Raw genomic sequence first — 18,226 nt, 5'->3', positions numbered from 1 at the left:
GTTATGAGATTTGCGGAGAATAACAGGATTTCCCACAGACAGCTTTTTCGGCAGATCATACTGGTGTTTCCGGCGCCGTTTCTGCTGTGCCTGTTTAAGAATGGAGCGATGTTGGGCATCAGTGCCATGGCAGGGACAGCTGCTGCGGCCGTAGTGCTCTCTTTTTATGTAATCTGGCTGATACGTCTGACACCTGCATATGGAGAGCTTTCCAAAAGGACAGAAAGTTTTACTGTACGATTTATTGGCCTGTTCTTTTTGACATATGTGATCGCAAGTTCGGCATTTCTTTCGGGCCTTCTGGAGGAGGTGATCCCGGAAAGTCTGATCAGCGGGATTTCCGGAAAATGGCTGTCTCTTCTTGCAGTTGCAGCCTGTAGTCTGGGAACGCATCGCGGAATGCAGAGAAGAGGGCGGATCGCTGAGGTGTCCGGAAGGATTTTTCTGGCAGGGATCCTTCTTCTGATGCTTTTATGTGCAGGGCAGGCAAAAACAGAGTACTTTATGGAAGTGATGAAAGATCCGGAAACAGGATTTACAGGAGAGCGATGGCTCCGTGATCTGTATACACTTTTGTGTGCTTTTTCAGGAGCAGGACTTCTTCCCTTCGGGCTGGAGTATGCAAAAAAACAGGGAAGTGCCAGAAAACCTGTGATCCTGGCTTTTCTTACAGTCTGCGGGATCATTTTTGGAATGCAGCTCCTTCTTCCGGCAGTTTTTGGAGGTGCACGCCTTAAAAATGAGATCTGTCCGGTACTGCCTCTTCTGGAGGGTGCAGATCTTCCGGGAAACGTACTGGCGAGATTTGATGTGATATGGATGGGGTTTCTGGTATTCGGACTTTTGTTTTCTCTGGGAAGTTTGTTTCATTACGGAAATCAGATCGCAGAAAAAACCGGATTCGGGACCGGTCGGTACTGGATCCCGGCAGCAGGCTGGCTGCTTTCCCTGTATGAGAGAAACGGGATGGGAATCCGAGAGTATTATGGCTGGTATCTGGGGTACATCTATGTGCCGTTTCTGCTTGTGATACAGCTTTTTCTCAGTACGGAAAACCGGGGAAGACGGAAGAAAAAAGTAACTGTGGCAGGATTTGTCCTGATCATCACTTTGACGGGATCAGGCTGTGCGGCAGTAGAACCGGAAAAAAGAGTTTATCCGCTGGCACTGGGGGCCGGTGTTTCAGAGAATGGCTTTGTGCTGAAATATGCAATGCCGGATATGAGTACAGCTACCGGACAGGAAAAACCGGACGAAGATCCGATTTCTGTGCTGACTCTTTCCGGCCGGGACTTCCAGGAGATCGAGGCAGTCTACAACCGGTCTCAGGAAAAATTTCTGGATCTGGGTCATCTTGAAGTGCTGATCCTGGATGAACAGATCCTGGAAGAGGGATCCCGGGAAGCACTGATCGGATATCTGAAGCAGGAAGAGCATATCGGAGAGGATGTCTACGTGTTCCGGACGGATATGCTGGGAGATGTTTTTCACTGGAAAGGAGCCCGGGAAAGCTCCATAGGGGAATACCTTCAGGGAATCCAGGAGAACCGCACATCCGGGCAGCAGAAGAAGGGTGTGACTCTGCGGGAGGTATATCATCAGTTCTGTCAGGATGGAACGCTGCCCTGGCTTCCGGAGATATGGGTGGAAGGTGAGCTTCTGGAAGTGGATTACGGCAGTAATGAATAAATGGGAGCCGGACTGTTAATAATACAGATGATGATCAGTACGATAAATCGTACAGTATATCTCTGGATAAGATCATCAGAAGATTTTTGACAGGAGGGCTTGCTCATGGAGCATATAAAAATGAAGAAGCATGTATTAAAAAAAGCAGGAGGGTTCCTTTTGCTCACGGCAGTGATCCTTGCAGGGAGTACCTGGGAGAGAAGAACTGCCGGTGATCGGCAGCCACAGTTTTATGCCTGGTGGGGAACGATCTACCCGGAATTCTGCTTTGAAAAAGCAGAGGACAACGGGGAAAATAAGCCGGTGAAGATATCCTTCTGGCTTGCGCAAGCCCTGGATTGGTGATACAATATTTCAACGGACCAATCACGTTCGATTAATTATTTCAGGAGATAAGATCAATGAATATAGACAGAAACGCACCGGTGGGTGTGTTTGATTCCGGTATCGGAGGACTGACAGTAGCCCGGGAGATCATGCGCAATCTCCCATCGGAAAAAATCGTATATTTCGGAGACACAGCCAGAGTTCCCTATGGAAGCAAATCCAGAGAAACGGTGATCCGTTATTCCCGCCAGATCATTCATTTTCTGCAGGAACAGAAGGTGAAGGCCATTGTGGTGGCCTGTAATACAGCCAGTGCATTTGCTCTGGATGCGGTGAAGGATGAACTGGATATCCCGATCCTTGGAGTGATCGAGGCCGGTGCCAGAGTTGCTGCCCAGGAAACCAGAAATAAACGGGTAGGCATTATCGGAACGGTGGGCACGGTAGGAAGCGGTATCCATGCCTCTTATCTGAGGGAACTGGATCCGGAGATCACCGTGATCGGAAAAGCGTGCCCGCTGTTTGTTCCGCTGGTAGAAGAGGGCTGGTATCATGATCCGGTCACCGAGGAAGTTGCCAGAAGATATCTGAAGGAGCTGCAGGAGCAGGAAATCGATACACTGATCCTCGGATGTACGCACTATCCTCTTTTAAGATCTACCATCCGCAAGATCATGGGTGAGGAGGTCTGCCTTGTGAATCCTGCATATGAGACGGCGCTGGAGCTTAAAAAGTTACTCTCCAGACTGGATCTTGCCAGCAATGAGGCAGCACAGGAGGAATTCCCGTATCGCTTTTATGTAAGTGATCTTGCAGAGAAGTTTAAGGATTTTGCCAATTCCATCCTGCCGTATAACGTAGAAAAAACACAGAAGATCGATATCGAAAAATATTAAACAGATCTGTACATAAATGATAGGAGAAAAGAATGCAGAAAGAAGTTTTGATCCATGTAAGAGGGCTTCAGATGATGGATGCACAGGGGGATCAGGAACCTATAGAGATCATTGTTCCGGGACAGTATTATTTCCGCAACGGTTCTCATTATCTCAGATATGAGGAACTGCTGGATGAAACAGCAGAACCCACCATCAATTACATAAAAGTATCCGGAACGGGTCTGGAGGTCAGCAAGAAGGGACTGGTCAATGTACACATGGTATTTGAACAGGGCAAAAAAAACATGACCTATTATACTACCCCTTACGGAACACTTCAGATGGGAATCTCAGCTACGAATCTGGAGCTGACGGAAAGCGAAGAGAACCTTCAGATCAAAGCAGATTATGCGCTGGATATGAATGAAGAACATGTGGCAGACTGCTATCTGGCGATCCAGGTACAGCCACGAGACTGCAAGGATTTTGTTTTATAGATCCTGCAGAAAATAAAAGATATGTAATTACACTACATAAGAACAGCCGCCATGCATCAGGGGAATTTCTGAAAGCATGGCGGCTGTTTTGGATTCTGATCATTTACGGAATCTTGCGAGGAAGCCTTTTTTCTTCTTCTGTGGTGCTTCGAGAGAACCACGGATTCCTTTTACGCCAACGATGTAAAGGCCGCTGACTTCAGCTTTGATCTCTTTTTTGACCGGGATCAGATCAAAAACTTTTTCATCTGCAATAAGGATGTTGATCTTCGGACCGACTTTGGCTTTTACGATCGGAAGCTTGGACCGACGCATAAGCTTAGGTGTCTGGTCGATGACCATCTGTGGAAGTCCGGAATCTTTCAGCGGCATCCGTTTTTTATCGATGACCAGCATGGAAACTGTCTGCTTGTTAGCCTGGATCTGAGCCTGCTGTTCGTCCTGTTTTTTCTGAGCTTTTTTTCCGAAGAAATAGAGTGCGATCACTGCTGCGATCAGAATAACGAGGATGACCAGAAGAACGATGGTAACTGTACTCATTTGAGAATCCCCCTGTATATATATATTTGTTTCGCAATCGGTTACATTACGCAAACAACATTTTAGCATTGTTTCGTCAAAAAGGCAATTAAAAAAAAGTGAAAAAGACAGGTGGAACGGTGGAAATTTCAGCAGTTACCAGTTATAATGATTACGATGCAGTTCATCTGTGTATGCTGCAGAGAATACAGGATATAACTATCTTTGAGTTAACATATGTAATGGATAAACCAGAGATGGAGGAAATATTATATGAAAGAGAAAAAGCCCGGGGGTACCCGACCGGAAATGGGGACTCCGGAGTACGAAGAATGGCGGAAAGAGGTATTGAAACGCCGCAGAAAGCGCCAGCTGAAGGAACGCAGAAAACGTCTGGCCATCATAACAGTGGCAATGATCGTCGCAGTCGGGGCATCCGTAGGGGGCGGTGTACTGAAGGGCAGAAGTGAGAGGGCTTCAAAAGAGAAGATGGTTTCTTCTGACAAACAGAAAGAACAGACTGTTTCCGGAGAAAAAGCTTCAGAAGCAGGTACTAAAAATACAGAGACCGCTTCCAAAGATACTCTCGCAGAGGCAGAGCTTCTGGCCAGTCAGTATAACTATGACAAAGCTATCGATCTTCTGAAAAAGGCTCCGTCCTATGATTCTGATAAGAAGATGCAGACAGCTGCAAAAAAATACGAAGACATAAAAGCAACCTGTACGGCATGGCCCCTTGAAAAGGTGACACATGTCTTTTATCATATTCTGATCAAGGATCCATCCAAAGCGTTTGACGGAGACTACAAAGAAGCAGATTATAATCAGGTTATGACAACCATTGATGAGTTTAACAAGATCACGCAGATCATGTATGACAAGGGCTATGTGATGGTAAGCATCAAGGACATGGCAAAGGCAGACGACAACGGGAATATCACAGAGGGAGAGATCCTTCTTCCGCCTGGGAAAACGCCGTTTGTCCTCTCACAGGATGATGTATGCTATTATCATTACATGGACGGTGACGGCTATGCCACGAAGCTGATCGTGGATGATAAAGGAAAGATCCGCAATGAATATGTGGAAGATGACGGAAGTGTCTCCGTGGGAGATTACGACATGGTTCCGCTGATCGACCGTTTTGTGGAAAAGCATCCGGATTTCTCATACCGCGGTGCAAAAGGAATCCTGGCACTTACCGGATACAACGGGATCCTGGGATACCGGACTGACGAAAGCTATGAGACCCGTCCGGCAGATCTGGATAAAAATAAAGTACAGTGGCTGGATGCACATCCGGATTTCAGCCTGGAAAAAGAACGGGCAGCCGCAAAAAAGGTTGCCGATGCCATGAAGGCAGAAGGCTGGGAATTTGCGAGCCATACCTGGGGACATCAGAATGTGGGACAGGTCACACTGGAGAAGCTTCAGGCAGATACCGAACGTTTCAAGAAAAATGTAGATCCGCTGATCGGGGGAACGGATGTTATCATTTTTGCTTTTGGAACCGACATTACCAATGACCAGGAGTATTCCGGGGATAAATTCGAATATCTGAAGGGGCAGGGATATAATTATTACTGCAACGTGGATTCCAGCCAGTATTATGTACAGATCCGGGATCGGTACTTCCGTCAGGGAAGACGAAATCTGGATGGATACCGTATGTATTATAATCCGAAACTGTTATCCGATCTTTTTGACGTAAAAGATGTTTTTGATCCGGCAAGACCGACACCGGTACCGCCGATGTAACGGTCATATCCGGAGATACGAGGGGACTTTTAGAAAGGGGCATATATATTATTATGAAGAAAAAAATTGTAGGTGTACTGACAACAGTACTTGCGGCGTCACTTCTTGTGGGCGGAAACCATCCGGTCACTGTTCAGGTGGACAATATGATCTCCGGGACACAGGATGACGAGGATACACAGTCTGATGAAGCGGAAGCAGATGCTGCGGAAGCCGAAGAAGAACAGTCCGAAGAAGCCAAAGTAGCAGCGGACCCGGAGGATCAGCCGGCAGCTACCGAGACACCGAAGGAAGAAAAAAAGGCAGAAAAAGAAGCACAGAAAAGGGAAGCTGTCGAGAACAGCTCCGACAGTACTTCCTCAGACGAAAAAACACTTCTCAAAAAAGCCAAAAAACTGGCACAGCAGTATGATTACACCGGCGCGATCTCCGTGCTGAAAAACAACTGGAAATTTGCCACCAGTGACAAGATGCAGGAAGCAGCAGCAGCCTACATGAAAAAAAGAGATGCCTGTGTGGAATATCCACTTGAGAATATCACCCATGTATTTTTTCATTCCCTGATCGTGAATACTTCACTGGCCTTTGACGGAGATTCCGATGAGGCCGGATATAATCAGATGATGACCACAGTCAGCGAGTTCAAAAAAATGCTCCAGATTATGTATGATAAGGGTTACGTACTGGTGAGTCCTCATGATATGGCTGTGATCAATGATGACGGAACCATGAGCAGGGGAAAGATCATGCTGCCGGAAGGCAAGATTCCTTTTGTTCTTTCAGAGGATGACGTCAGCTACTATCATTATATGGACGGAGACGGATTTGCCACAAAGCTGGTGATCGACGACAACGGAGATATCAAATGCGAGTATAAGAAGGCAGACGGTACAGTTGTGACCGGAGATTACGATGTGGTGCCGATCCTGGATTCCTTTGTCAAAGAACATCCGGATTTTTCCTATCATGGAAGAAAGGGTATTCTGGCAATGACCGGTTATAATGGTGTTCTGGGCTACCGTACAGATGGGGCATATAAGACCAAGAAGAATCTTCAGGATGACCAGAAGGCTTTTCTCAAGGCCAATCCGGATTTTGACTATGATAAAGAAGTAAAAGCAGCCAAAAAAGTGGCGAAGGCCATGAAAAAGGACGGGTGGGAATTTGCAAGCCATACCTGGGGTCACAGAAACGCTACAAGCTCCACAGCAGCGGAGTTGAAGACCGATAATAAAAAATGGGAAAAATATGTGGCACCCATCCTCGGAAAAACCGATATGATCATTTTTGCCTTTGGTGCGGATATCGGCGACTGGGAAGGATACACCTCGGATAATGAGAAGTATGAGTATTACAAGAGCCGTGGCTACCGCTATTTCTGCAATGTAGATTCCAGTCAGTATTTTGTGCAGATCACAAGTGAATATTTCCGTCAGGGAAGACGGAATCTGGATGGATACAGAATGTATTACAATCCGGATATGCTCAGTGACCTGTTTGATGTATCGGAGGTGTGGGATTCTTCCAGACCGACACCGGTACCGGAAATGTAAGACAGCAAACACACTTTACAAATCTGTATAAAAAAAGATTATAATCGAACCGACAGTACTTGATGAAGGGAGTAGGTTATGAAGAAAAAAGCATATCTCATGGTTCTTGCACTGTGTGCGGCACTGGCGATCACTGCATGTGGCACATCAACAGACCAGAAAGATGACAAAAAACCTGCAGCAGAAGCGCAGGATACAACAGATAAAGAAGATTCCGGATCTGCAGATTCCAAAGAGTCAGAAGAAACGGATTCCAATAAAGACAGCGAAGAGGCAGCCTCCGGAGACACAAGACTTGTTTCCGTGGATGATGTGAGCAAATATGTGACCATCGGAGAATATAAGGGGCTGACTCTTGATAACACCGTAGAAGCCGTAACCGATGATATGGTTGACGGAAGGATCAAGGAAGAGCTTCAGAACAAGGCTGAGGAAGTAACGGAAGGCAGTGTTCAGAACGGAGATGTGGTTACCATTAATTATGTGGGAACCAAGGACGGAGTGGCTTTTGACGGCGGTACTGCAAATAATTATGAGCTGACCATAGGCTCCGGAACGTTTATCGACGGATTTGAGGACGGGATCATCGGAATGAAAAAAGGTGAGACTAAGAATCTCGATCTGACTTTCCCGAAGGAATACTCTTCGGAAGAGCTGGCCGGACAGGAAGTGGTATTTAAGGTCACTCTGCAGAGCTTTAAGCGTGCACCTGAGCTTACCGATACTTGGGTAGCCAAGAATACAGACTGCAAGAGTGTGGATGAGTACAAGAAGGAAATCCGTACTACACTGGAGGATGAAGCGAAGACAAGTGCACAGAACACATTGCGTGAAACTGCATGGAACACAGTGCTCTCAGCATCTGAAGTGAAGGAATATCCACAGGAGGATCTGGATACAGCCAAGACAGAGTTTCGCAGTCTGTATGAGAATTATGCAAAACAGGGTGATATGACGCTGGAGGATTTTGTAAAAGCTCAGGGAATCTCCATGGATGATTTTGAGGAGCAGAGCGGTCAGTATGCGGAGTTTAAAGTAAAGCAGAACCTGATCGTACAGGGGATCATGGATGCGGAGAATATGACACTTGAAGACAAAAAATCTCTCCGTATCCAGGATGAACTGATCAAAGCATACAGTGTGAAGGATCTGGCTGCGCTGGTAGATAAATACGGACAGGCAGCCGTGGATGAATCCATCGGACTTCTCAGAGTGGAAGATTTTATCCTGGACAATGCAACGGTTGAGGAGAAGGTTTCTGCCGGTGATACCCAGGGAGTAAACGGAGATGATCCTTCCTCGGACGGAAGCAGTGCGGAAGGTACCGTGGATGAAGAGCTGGAGGCGGCAGAGGCTACAGATATGGTGCCGGAAGACGGCGAGGTGGATCAGGATGCAGCGGGTCAGAAGTGATCTGACAGTATCAGTGGCTAAAAAAGTGTGGTGCCCGGAATGTGTTTCGGGTACCACTTTTTTACATGTGCATCGCGAAGCGTGTTACTGAGAACGGAGTGAACAGTAACAAATTAAGAGATTCTTTCGGGAATTTCCATTGTATTTAAGCGTTAAATGCGGTATGATTAAAGACAGACATTAAATATCAAAGAAAGATATGAGTATATAAACGGGGATGTAAAAAATGGACAAAAGAGTTTTGCGTGAGAGGATGCGCAGAAAACAGCAGCAGTTAAGACGGCGGCGGATGATGAAGCGGATAACCTGTGTAGTTGCGGCGATTCTTCTGCTGGTTTTTGTTGTTCGAGGGGTAATTCTTCCCATCGTCAACCATGCAGGCGGCGGAAGCAATAAGGATGCGGAGACAGTAAATGTCCAGGCAAATACCGCCGGAGCTTCCACAGGCAGCAGTACGAAGGACGGTACGGCATCGACGGATACGGCTGCTTCGGATACAGACAGCGCGGATTCCGGTACGGATGCAACGGTGATGCCGGTAAAGGGCAGTGCAGCAGGCGAAAGGCTTTCTGTTATGACTCCGGGATGGCATGAGGATTCTACAGGAAAGTGGTATCAGAATCCAGATGGTACATATTATGTAAATGGTTTTGCGGATATTGACGGAACAACATACAGCTTTGATAAAAAGGGATACATGCAGACCGGATGGGTGGAGAAAGGTGTGAAGGACTATTATTTTAATGAGGATGGCTCTTATGATCCTTCCAAGAAGCGCCCGATGATCGCTCTGACCTTTGATGATGGTCCTGGAGAGTATACAGAGACACTTCTTGATACTGTTGAGAAATACAATATCCATGTTACGTTCTTTATGCTGGGACAGAATGTGGAGGGCCATGAATCTACCATACAGCGAATGTTAAAGCTTGGCTGCGAGATCGGTAACCATACTTGGGATCATCCGGAACAGACGCTGCCGAATATGGATCTGGATTCTGTTATGCAGGAGTTCCAGAAGACGGATGATGCACTGGTAAAAGCCTGTGGGCAGGCACCAACGGTATGTCGTGCACCGTATGGCGCGATCACAGATGAGCAGATAAGTGCAGTTGGCAAGCCTTTCTTCATGTGGTCTACGGATTCTCTGGACTGGAAGCTGATGGATGCGGATGCAGATTATAACCAGATCATGAATGATTCCTCACTGGGAGACGGTTCTATCATCCTGATGCATGATATTCATGAACCATCTGTGAAGTGTGCCACAGAGAAGCTGATCCCGGCACTGATCGACCAGGGATATAAGCTTGTAACAGTCAGCGAGCTTGCAGAAGCGAAGGATGTTACGTTACAGAGTGCTTCCTATTCTGACTTCTGGGACAGCTCTCTTCAGGCTGGTCGTGTTGCAGGATATGCAGGAAATTCCAGCGATTCAAAGGATTCCTCTGAGGATGGCTCCGATGGAAGCGATTCTTCCGACGGATCTGATGTCAGTGACGGATCTTCCGATGAAGGTGATTCCGATGGCTCTGACGAAAGTGATTCTTCTGATGGATCTTTCAATGATGGAAGCTATGATGACGGTTCCAACGATGACTCTTATGACGATGGAAGCGAAGAATATTAAAAAATAACAGGAGAGACCTGAATGACAAAATGTGCGTCATTCAGGTCTCTTTTTTGACTTTATCTGACACTGTCGGATAATAGACACATATTAGCCGGAGCGGGTTTTTCCTTGACTGAAAATATGGGGATTGGTATAATTATAGAATAAAAAGCTCCACTTAAAATTGGGGAATGGACGGTGGCAGAACTATAAAGGGAGGTACCTGAAAATGGGAAAGAAATTACAATTTACGGAGCTTGACCAGTATCTTTTCGGTCAGGGCACGAATTATGATATTTACAGGAAGCTGGGAGCACATCCAGACACGCAGAACCGGAAAAAAGGGGTTTATTTTGCAGTGTGGGCACCTAATGCACAGGCGGTTTCTGTTGTAGGTGAATTCAACGAATGGGATACGGAGAAGAATCCCATGAAAAAAGTTGGACCCATTGGCGTTTATGAGACATTTGTACCGGGAGCAAAGATCGGACAGCTGTATAAATTTTACATTACAGGTGCACATGGTGAGGAACTTTACAAGGCAGATCCATATGCCAATGCCGCTGAAATGCGTCCCGGAACAGCCTCTCGTATTACAGATATCACCAACTACAAATGGAAAGATGATACCTGGATGAAAAATCGTGAGAACTTTGATCCGGACACAAGTGCCATGTCTATCTATGAGGTGCATCCGGGTTCCTGGATGAAGCATCCGCAGACAGCAGAGGATGAGGATGGTTTCTATTCCTATAGAGAACTGGCACCGAAGCTTGCACAGTATGTCAAAAAAATGGGATACACCCATGTGGAGCTTATGGGTATCGCAGAGCATCCTTTTGACGGTTCCTGGGGCTATCAGGTAACCGGCTATTACGCACCGACTTCCCGCTACGGAACACCGCAGGATTTCAAATATCTGGTGGATTATCTTCACCGTCAGAAAATCGGTATCATTCTTGACTGGGTACCGGCACATTTTCCGAAGGATGCACACGGACTGGCTAACTTTGACGGAACTGCTGTATATGAGCATGCAGATCCGAGACAGGGTGAGCATCCGGATTGGGGAACCAAGATCTACAATTACGGACGTCCGGAGGTGAAGAATTTCCTGATCGCAAACGCTCTTTACTGGGTAGAGGAATGCCATGTCGATGGTCTTCGTGTAGATGCGGTTGCATCCATGCTCTACCTGGATTACGGTAAGAAAGACGGTGAGTGGATCGCCAATAAATACGGCGGAAACAAGAATCTGGAGGCTATTGAATTTTTTAAGCATCTGAATACCGTTGTTCTCGGAAGAAATCATGGAACTGTCATGATCGCAGAGGAATCTACCGCATGGCCGATGGTAACAGGTAAGGCAGAAGACGACGGGCTTGGATTCTCTCTGAAGTGGAATATGGGCTGGATGAACGACTTCCTGGAATACATGAAGCTGGATCCATATTTCCGTAAATTTAATCATAATAAGATGACATTTTCTATGACTTATGCATACAGTGAGAAATATGTTCTGGTTCTGTCTCATGATGAGGTAGTACATCTGAAGTGTTCTATGCTGGAGAAGATGCCAGGAGAGCTGGATGATAAATTCAAGAACCTGAAGGCCGGATATACTTTTATGTTCGGGCATCCGGGTAAGAAGCTTCTGTTTATGGGACAGGATTTCGGACAGCTGCGTGAGTGGAGTGAGGCCAGAGAGCTTGACTGGTATCTTCTTGGCGAGGAAAATCATCAGAAGCTGCAGCAGTATGTCAGTGATCTTCTGCATATCTACCGCAAATATCCGGCACTTTACGGTGCAGATAATGATCCATCTGCATTTGAGTGGATCAATGCCAACGATGGCGACAGAAGTATCTTCAGCTTTGTGAGAAAATCTCCTACAGGACGTAATAATATCCTGATAGTATGCAACTTTACACCGGTAGCACGTCCGGATTACCGTGTAGGTGTTCCGAAGAAAAAACAGTACAAACTGATCATGGATGAGCAGGGGCTTCTTCCAAAGGGCAAGGTATTTAAAGCCGAAAAGAAAAATTGTGATAACCGGGAATTTTCTTTTGCATATCCGTTGGAAGCTTATGGAGTTGGTGTATTTACATACTGATATTCTGTATAGTGAAATCTTTGAAAGAAAATATAAAAGATAAAATAAAAATACCGGAGATCTGTGTACCTTTGAAGTGTTGGCTTCAGAGGTGCCGGATCTCCGGTATTTTATGGATCTGGGTGTAAACTGGTTACGAAAAGTTATCGCTATTCTTCGCTATCATCGTAGGAACTATCATCGTAGGAACCATCATCGTAGGAACCGTCGTCAGAATAACTGTCGTCGTAGGAACCGTCATCCGAGGAACCGTCATCCGAGGAGTCGTCATCTGAGGAGTCGTCATCCGAGGAGTCGTCATCCGAGGAGTCGTCATCTGAGGAGTCGTCTGTGCTGCCTGAGTTATTATCAGCAGAGTTAAAGTCTTCGGAAGTGATGTCAATGCCTTTATCTGCGTAATATTTTTCTGCTGTGATGGAGTCGGTATCTTCTACGACATTTCCGGATGCATCGATCATGTTCAGGTCTGTGTCAATGGTCACATCCAGGAGGTTGGTTCCTGTGGATGGAGTGACATTCATGGACATGATCTCGTTGAACTTCTTTTTCAGGTTGTCAAGAGTGAATACACCGGAGCCAATGTATGACTGTACACCGTTCTGAGATGCAAGTTCTTCTGTGTAATCGGAAAGCATATATGGTCCGAATTCACCGGCATCGCTGTTGTAATGCATGACCAGAGGTTCCACTGTAGGGGTCAGGATCTCAATTGAGGTCTTGCCGTCCTGTACGGTTTTCTGAATGGTGAATTTTGCCATTCCGCCGAGAAGTTCTTCCAGCTTCTGCTGGGTGGATACGAAATTTCCCAGAGAGTAGAAGACTACAGTTTCATTGCCTTTGTCATCAGTAAGGCGGCCATATGGCTGGAGTACATGTGGATGTCCTCCGATGATGACATTTACGCCCTGCTCCATAAGGTAGGCTGCCCACTGTTTTTCGTATTCGTTTGGCATGGTTTCGTCTTCGGTACCCCAGTGTGCTACAAAGATGATGCAGTCGGCCTGCTGTTTTGCTTTCTGGATCATGGCTGTGATCTTGTCTTTGCGGATCATGTCGATCATGTAGTCTTTTCCTTCAATGCCGCCTACGTTTGTGCCGTAGGTGTAATCCAGAAATGCGATCTTGATACCGTTTACTTCACGGATCTTGACGGTGTCGGCATCTTCCTGGGAGGCGTGGATCCCCAGAAGTGTGACATCCGGATATTTGGTTTTCCAGAAGTTCAGTGTGTCTGTGAGGAAGCCTTCTCCGAAGTCATCGATGTGGTTGTTGGCGGATTCTACTACGTTGAATCCTGCTTTTATAATGGCGTCTCCTACTTCTGTGGGTGTTGCAAAGGATGGGTAGGAGCTTACGCTGTCATGGTCGGTTGTGAAGACGGTTTCCTGATCGATCATTTTGATGTCTGCGTCCTTGATGGCGTCCTGGATGTGGGTGTAGATCTTGTCGTAGTTCCAGTTGCCGTCAGAGGATGCGCCTGCGTCGATGAGACTCTGGTGATAGAGGTTGTCGCCTACTGCGATGACGGAGGCAGTGGTAGTTTCGGCAGTGGTAGTTTCGGCAGTGGTGTCGGCTGCTTCCTGATCAGCCTTGGCTTTGACTGCCGCGGCTTTTTTCTGGGCGTCTATGGCTGGTTTGCGGATGAGGCGGTAGTCCAGTTGATTGAAGAAGAGGACCAGGATCGCAAGGACGATGACGGATGCCATAAGACTTACGCGGGCATTGCTGCGTTCGCGGAAGTTCAGGGGGATGTTGTCCTTGGGGTTGCGCCGGGTTTCTCTGAGGGGCTCCGGGGTGGAGCTTTTTTTGAAGACTCCTTTGAGGGAGTCGGGGATTTTGATGTTGGGTGGAAATTTCATTTATGTTTTACCTTGTCTTTCTTTGGATTTTGAATGCGATTGATTGGTGATTGTTCGCTCTGTTATTTTTGATTTTTCTTGTGTGGTTGTATTATAGCAGATTTTTATTTTGGTGGGAAGAGGGTGGTGGGGGTGAACGTACGCCCGAGCCGGGGATGCTGTCTGGTCTGCGGCTTCGTCGGGGGCAGCCAAGAATCAGCTCCCCTCCTGCAGAGGCAGACCAGACAGCATCCCCGGCTCGGGCTGTGAGGTTCAAGGCGGTAGGGCTAGGGTGGCTGGGCGGGAGTTGGATGAGCCGTCAGCGCTGCGCTGGACGGCGTGGAGGAAAGGCTGAGTTTCCTTGTGGTTTGATAGGAAGGGGGTGGGCCGAGGCGCTTCGCTGTCGGCTGGGAGTGTGTCGAGGTGCTTCGCTGTCGGCTGGGAGTGTGTCGAGGCGCTTCGCTGTCGTCTGGGAGTGTGTCGAATTGTGGTGGAATTTTTGGATGGGTTTTGCGTGATTTTTTTTCTGGTGTATGGTATGGTTGGTATATCTTATAAGATCTTTTGTCTGTATGGACATTCTTGGAGCTTCGGGTTCTGAAGCGTTTTCCATTTTTTGTTACTGTGAAGGTTATGAAAATCCGTTTTATGGGGTTTTTATGTTTTCTTTGTGTGGTATAATTTATATATCAGTAGGAGTGTTAATGAATAACAATACTATATTTGACGATGTTTTCCGGACAATGGTGGAGAAGATGACTTACCTGCTCGTTCCGCTTATCAACGAGGTGTTTCATACCTCATATCCGAAGGATGTGAAGATCGTGCATCTTCGGAATGAGCATCAGCTGGAGGACGGGGAACTGATCACGGATGCCCAGCTTTTGATCGGGGATAAGGTGTATCATATTGAGTGTCAGAGTACGGATGATACTACGATGGCAATCCGAATGTTTGAGTATGATTTTGCGATTGCTTTGGAGAGTAGGCGGAGAGTAGGACGGAAGTTTTATGTGGAGTTTCCGAGATCATGTGTAATCTATTTAAGATCTACGAAGAATACGCCGGATGTTGAGGAAGTGGAACTGCTGCTTCCGGATGGGCAGGTGTGTGTATATCGTGTTCCGACGGTGAAGGTGGAGCGTTATACAAAGGATAGCATTTTTGAGAAGAATTTACTGATGTTACTTCCGTTTTATGTAATGAGATACGAGGAGTCGGCGCATATAATAGGGGAGGATTCTGAGAAACTACGAAGATTATTGAATGAATATGAAACTATACGGATGAATCTGGAGAAAGAGCTTTCGATGTCTGGAAGGTCTGATCTATATACAGATTTGAATAGATTGATTGTAAGGATATCAGATTACATTTTCCGAAAAGAAGAAAAAATCAAGCCTGCAAATAAAAAGTCAAGGCTAAATTGAAAGAACATTGAAAATTTTATACAGGTTGAAAATTGGGTATCAAAATAAGACCACCACACCAGTGCTGGTCTGAAAATATTAGTGGATAATTAAGATTCTGGAAGAGATGAAAGATATTCTTTCACTCGTCCGTAGTAGATTCTTAGAAACTTGTTAGCACCTGCAGTCATATAGACATAGTAAGGCTTGCCTTGAGCACGTTTCTTATCTAAGAACTGATAAACAGGATCATCTTGAGGATGCGTTTTAATCAGGACATCCATTACCTGAAATAAAGTCTTTCTAAGATCAGCGGAACCTCGTTTTGAGGTAGGAACACTTTTTTGTTCATAGGTTCCGGATTCATTAACACCAGGATCTACACCGGCAAATGCAGTAATAGCACTTTTGTGAGTGAAACGGGAAACATCTCCGATCTCAGCCATCAACTGAGGACCAAGTGAAGTTCCAACCCCTTTCATAGCCATAACGACAGGATATTCCGGGAGTTTGGATGCAGTTTCATTCATGAGAGTGCGTAGTGATTCAACAGTTGTAGAGGCACTATTAAGCTGGTCTACAGCCTGCTTGATAATAAGCTTTGTAATGGCATCCTTTGGAAGTACAGGAACAAGTTCCTTTGCTTTTCCATAGATTTCTTCAGCTTTTGACTGACTGAAGTTGTACTTCTTGCGTTTGCACCAGTTTTGATAATGGTCGATAAAGGCATTCAGGGACATTTTACGGACACAGTCCACATGCCAGTATGTAGATGCAAAATCAACCCATTTCTGGCTGCCGTCACTGCGTGCAGGACTGTCAAAGTAAGTATTAACACCAGGATAGGTTTGGTCAAGGATGCCGATAAGATTATTTTTCATAGCCGTCTTGTGTTTCATGTAAAAGCCGAACTGACGGTTCATGGTTTTGAGCTGATTACGTAATTCATCCATAACATTATACTGTTTAAGATTTTGCCATTTGTCAAGAGCATATCGGGCAATCTTAACAGCATCCGCTTTATCAGATTTCACTTTACGAAGAGAATCATTATCAAAGTCTTTGATAAGTTTTGGGTTAATGGCACTGACGAAAAGATTTGCCTCTGAAAGCTGATGAGCGAGGACTTCATAATAACGTCCTGTGTGCTCCATCACGATTCGGGACTCACCTTCAACAGAATTGATTAGTTCTACAAGTGAACGGATGTCACTGGCCGTGTGTTTGATTTCAAAAGGTGTGGAAACAATTTCACCGAATGGTCGCATGATAGCAACCATACTTTTACCTTTTGAAACATCGATACCTACTGCGTTCATAAATTGTCACTCCTTAAGATTATTGCAATGGATAAATACCAGTTTTACTCATTGCCTATTCAATCTACTGTGGTGTGACGCGAATGCACCTATGGCGATTCAACCTGCATAAAACGAACGCTGCGAATGAGGAGCTGGTTATCAGTCTTAATTGCGGACGCGATGTCCAAGAAAAGGGACGATATACCAATTGCTCCATCATTATACAGCTTAAGCAACAAGATGGATAATTCCTTACTGGCTGTAAGGGATATTAACCATAAATATATTGTAGTAGAAAGGAGTAGATGAAGTTATGGGTGGAAAGGTTTTACAGTTGGAATCGGAACGCTTGTTTGAGCTGGGAGAAGCACGTGGGAAAATTATTGGAAAAGCAGAAGGAAAAGCAGAGGGCGAGGCTATTGGAGAAACGAGGATGAGGATGTTGATCAATCGTTTGATCGCGGATGGTCGAATGGATGAGATTGGGAAAATCATAGACAGTGCGGAGGCTTGCAGGGAGTTGTATAAAGAGTATGGTTTGTGAGAAATAAAGAGGATATTTTGTTACTGGCGACAAATGTCAGATTTTTACAGAAGAGAGGATATAAACATGGGTGTTTACAGGCGTAAGGCACAGTATCATGAGACGGATCAGATGGGGATCATCCATCATTCCAATTATGTGAAATGGATGGAAGAGGCCCGGATCGATTTCATGAAGGAGTTGGGCTTTGGTTATGGTGAGGTGGAGAAGCGGGGGATTGTTTCTCCGGTTGCAGGGGTTTCAGTTTCTTATAAGAAGCCGGTGCTTTTTGATGATGTAGTTGGGATTTCGGTTTCGGTGAAGAAGTACAGTGGTGTGGTTCTGGAGCTGGCTTATGAGTTTTTTAATGTGACCAGAGGTGAGGTTTGTACAGAGGCTTCCTCGAAGCATTGTTTTACCAGGAATGGGGAGCTGGTTTCTCTGAAAAAAGAGATTCCGGAACTGGATGTGCTGTTCAGAAGCTGTGTGAAGGGGGATTGAGTCTGATGGAAGTTGTGGAGATGCTTGATAATCTGAAGGAAAAGGCCCACAGGGACCCGGCGCTTCGGGAGATGTTGCTTGCTACCCGCAGGGAGAAAGAGCCGCTGGCTGCTTTCTGTAAGAAGTGCCGGGAGCTTGGGGTTCCGGTTTATGAGATGGATCTGATCGCAGCTGGTGAGGAATTTTATGCAGCGATGAAGAGGAGTACCAATGGCGGTGGAGAGAATTCTCCGATGCTTGAGGGTGAGGATGATTTTTATGAACTGTTTTTTGCTGGGTTGGAGTGAAAAAA

At 46.0% G+C, this 18,226-nt stretch carries 16 protein-coding genes; 13 read left to right on the top strand and 3 right to left on the bottom strand.

The annotated features are described in order from the left end of the window. The first annotated feature begins 3 nt into the window (after window positions 1–3). The 4 genes from V9W66_RS08090 to V9W66_RS08075 all read left to right on the top strand — a co-directional run bounded on the left by V9W66_RS08090 (window position 4) and on the right by V9W66_RS08075 (window position 3,391). Window positions 4–1,689 (top strand): GerAB/ArcD/ProY family transporter, encoded by a 1,686-nt coding sequence (locus tag V9W66_RS08090; protein WP_144092589.1) that lies wholly within the window; start codon window positions 4–6, stop codon window positions 1,687–1,689. 105 nt (window positions 1,690–1,794) lie between these two features. Continuing rightward, the gene (locus V9W66_RS08085; RefSeq protein WP_021653073.1) at window positions 1,795–2,034 is read left to right on the top strand and encodes a hypothetical protein; all 240 of its coding nucleotides are present in this window, start codon (window positions 1,795–1,797) and stop codon (window positions 2,032–2,034) included. Between the two features lie 56 nt (window positions 2,035–2,090). Further along, window positions 2,091–2,912 carry a glutamate racemase gene (murI, locus tag V9W66_RS08080; protein ID WP_144092591.1) on the top strand — a complete coding sequence of 274 codons (822 nt, stop codon included), beginning with the start codon at window positions 2,091–2,093 and terminating at the stop codon, window positions 2,910–2,912. Window positions 2,913–2,944: 32 nt separating this feature from the next. Further along, window positions 2,945–3,391 (top strand): DUF1934 domain-containing protein, encoded by a 447-nt coding sequence (locus tag V9W66_RS08075; protein WP_144092593.1) that lies wholly within the window; start codon window positions 2,945–2,947, stop codon window positions 3,389–3,391. Window positions 3,392–3,490: 99 nt separating this feature from the next. On the opposite strand, the gene V9W66_RS08070 is transcribed toward V9W66_RS08075, so the two are convergent. Then, entirely contained in the window at window positions 3,491–3,931 is a 441-nt protein-coding gene (locus tag V9W66_RS08070; RefSeq protein WP_021653070.1) for a type IV pilin, read from the bottom strand. A gap of 252 nt (window positions 3,932–4,183) precedes the next feature. Here V9W66_RS08070 and V9W66_RS08065 point away from each other — a divergent pair, with 252 nt between their 5' ends. The 5 genes from V9W66_RS08065 (at window position 4,184) to glgB (ending at window position 12,362) form a co-directional block, all read left to right on the top strand. Continuing rightward, entirely contained in the window at window positions 4,184–5,668 is a 1,485-nt protein-coding gene (locus V9W66_RS08065) for a polysaccharide deacetylase family protein (protein WP_243121586.1), read from the top strand. A gap of 53 nt (window positions 5,669–5,721) precedes the next feature. Beyond that, a complete protein-coding gene (locus tag V9W66_RS08060) occupies window positions 5,722–7,221 on the top strand; it encodes a polysaccharide deacetylase family protein (RefSeq protein WP_243121587.1) in 1,500 nt (499 codons plus the stop codon). Window positions 7,222–7,299: 78 nt separating this feature from the next. After that, entirely contained in the window at window positions 7,300–8,634 is a 1,335-nt protein-coding gene (tig, locus tag V9W66_RS08055; RefSeq protein ID WP_144092595.1) for a trigger factor, read from the top strand. Between the two features lie 226 nt (window positions 8,635–8,860). Beyond that, a complete protein-coding gene (locus V9W66_RS08050) occupies window positions 8,861–10,264 on the top strand; it encodes a polysaccharide deacetylase family protein (RefSeq protein ID WP_144092597.1) in 1,404 nt (467 codons plus the stop codon). A 211-nt stretch (window positions 10,265–10,475) separates the two neighbouring features. Then, entirely contained in the window at window positions 10,476–12,362 is a 1,887-nt protein-coding gene (gene glgB, locus V9W66_RS08045; RefSeq protein ID WP_144092599.1) for a 1,4-alpha-glucan branching protein GlgB, read from the top strand. 149 nt (window positions 12,363–12,511) lie between these two features. On the opposite strand, the gene V9W66_RS08040 is transcribed toward glgB, so the two are convergent. Next, a complete protein-coding gene (locus tag V9W66_RS08040) occupies window positions 12,512–14,068 on the bottom strand; it encodes a CapA family protein (RefSeq protein WP_439362989.1) in 1,557 nt (518 codons plus the stop codon). Between the two features lie 836 nt (window positions 14,069–14,904). Between V9W66_RS08040 and V9W66_RS08035 the strand changes: the two genes are divergently transcribed. Then, entirely contained in the window at window positions 14,905–15,630 is a 726-nt protein-coding gene (locus V9W66_RS08035; protein WP_144092601.1) for a hypothetical protein, read from the top strand. Between the two features lie 89 nt (window positions 15,631–15,719). Here the strand turns inward: V9W66_RS08035 and V9W66_RS08030 are convergent, their stop codons facing one another. Then, window positions 15,720–16,928, bottom strand: coding sequence for an IS110 family transposase (locus V9W66_RS08030; RefSeq protein ID WP_144100615.1), 1,209 nt, complete (start codon window positions 16,926–16,928; stop codon window positions 15,720–15,722). Between the two features lie 295 nt (window positions 16,929–17,223). Between V9W66_RS08030 and V9W66_RS08025 the strand changes: the two genes are divergently transcribed. From V9W66_RS08025 to V9W66_RS08015, 3 genes are all read left to right on the top strand, one after another. Continuing rightward, window positions 17,224–17,454, top strand: a complete 231-nt coding sequence (locus tag V9W66_RS08025) for a hypothetical protein (RefSeq protein ID WP_059086280.1) — start codon at window positions 17,224–17,226, stop codon at window positions 17,452–17,454. A 66-nt stretch (window positions 17,455–17,520) separates the two neighbouring features. Next, a complete protein-coding gene (locus V9W66_RS08020) occupies window positions 17,521–17,934 on the top strand; it encodes an acyl-CoA thioesterase (RefSeq protein ID WP_022426656.1) in 414 nt (137 codons plus the stop codon). 5 nt (window positions 17,935–17,939) lie between these two features. Then, on the top strand, window positions 17,940–18,221 hold the full coding sequence (locus tag V9W66_RS08015; RefSeq protein ID WP_186290098.1) for a hypothetical protein: 282 nt from the start codon (window positions 17,940–17,942) through the stop codon (window positions 18,219–18,221). Window positions 18,222–18,226 lie beyond the last annotated feature (5 nt).

It is taken from the genome of Blautia massiliensis (ex Durand et al. 2017), from assembly GCF_051861785.1.
Taxonomy (GTDB): domain Bacteria; phylum Bacillota; class Clostridia; order Lachnospirales; family Lachnospiraceae; genus Blautia_A; species Blautia_A luti_A.
This window is presented reverse-complemented; position numbering and strand designations above follow the sequence as displayed.

Bases quoted from the DNA above. Each gene is read 5' to 3' on its own strand.
- V9W66_RS08090 (WP_144092589.1), top strand. From the start codon at position 4: ATGAGATTTGCGGAGAATAACAGGATTTCCCACAGACAGCTTTTTCGG.
- V9W66_RS08085 (WP_021653073.1), top strand. From the start codon at position 1,795: ATGGAGCATATAAAAATGAAGAAGCATGTATTAAAAAAAGCAGGAGGG.
- murI (WP_144092591.1), top strand. From the start codon at position 2,091: ATGAATATAGACAGAAACGCACCGGTGGGTGTGTTTGATTCCGGTATC.
- V9W66_RS08075 (WP_144092593.1), top strand. From the start codon at position 2,945: ATGCAGAAAGAAGTTTTGATCCATGTAAGAGGGCTTCAGATGATGGAT.
- V9W66_RS08070 (WP_021653070.1), bottom strand. From the start codon at position 3,931: ATGAGTACAGTTACCATCGTTCTTCTGGTCATCCTCGTTATTCTGATC.
- V9W66_RS08065 (WP_243121586.1), top strand. From the start codon at position 4,184: ATGAAAGAGAAAAAGCCCGGGGGTACCCGACCGGAAATGGGGACTCCG.
- V9W66_RS08060 (WP_243121587.1), top strand. From the start codon at position 5,722: ATGAAGAAAAAAATTGTAGGTGTACTGACAACAGTACTTGCGGCGTCA.
- tig (WP_144092595.1), top strand. From the start codon at position 7,300: ATGAAGAAAAAAGCATATCTCATGGTTCTTGCACTGTGTGCGGCACTG.
- V9W66_RS08050 (WP_144092597.1), top strand. From the start codon at position 8,861: ATGGACAAAAGAGTTTTGCGTGAGAGGATGCGCAGAAAACAGCAGCAG.
- glgB (WP_144092599.1), top strand. From the start codon at position 10,476: ATGGGAAAGAAATTACAATTTACGGAGCTTGACCAGTATCTTTTCGGT.
- V9W66_RS08040 (WP_439362989.1), bottom strand. From the start codon at position 14,068: ATGGCATCCGTCATCGTCCTTGCGATCCTGGTCCTCTTCTTCAATCAA.
- V9W66_RS08035 (WP_144092601.1), top strand. From the start codon at position 14,905: ATGAATAACAATACTATATTTGACGATGTTTTCCGGACAATGGTGGAG.
- V9W66_RS08030 (WP_144100615.1), bottom strand. From the start codon at position 16,928: ATGAACGCAGTAGGTATCGATGTTTCAAAAGGTAAAAGTATGGTTGCT.
- V9W66_RS08025 (WP_059086280.1), top strand. From the start codon at position 17,224: ATGGGTGGAAAGGTTTTACAGTTGGAATCGGAACGCTTGTTTGAGCTG.
- V9W66_RS08020 (WP_022426656.1), top strand. From the start codon at position 17,521: ATGGGTGTTTACAGGCGTAAGGCACAGTATCATGAGACGGATCAGATG.
- V9W66_RS08015 (WP_186290098.1), top strand. From the start codon at position 17,940: ATGGAAGTTGTGGAGATGCTTGATAATCTGAAGGAAAAGGCCCACAGG.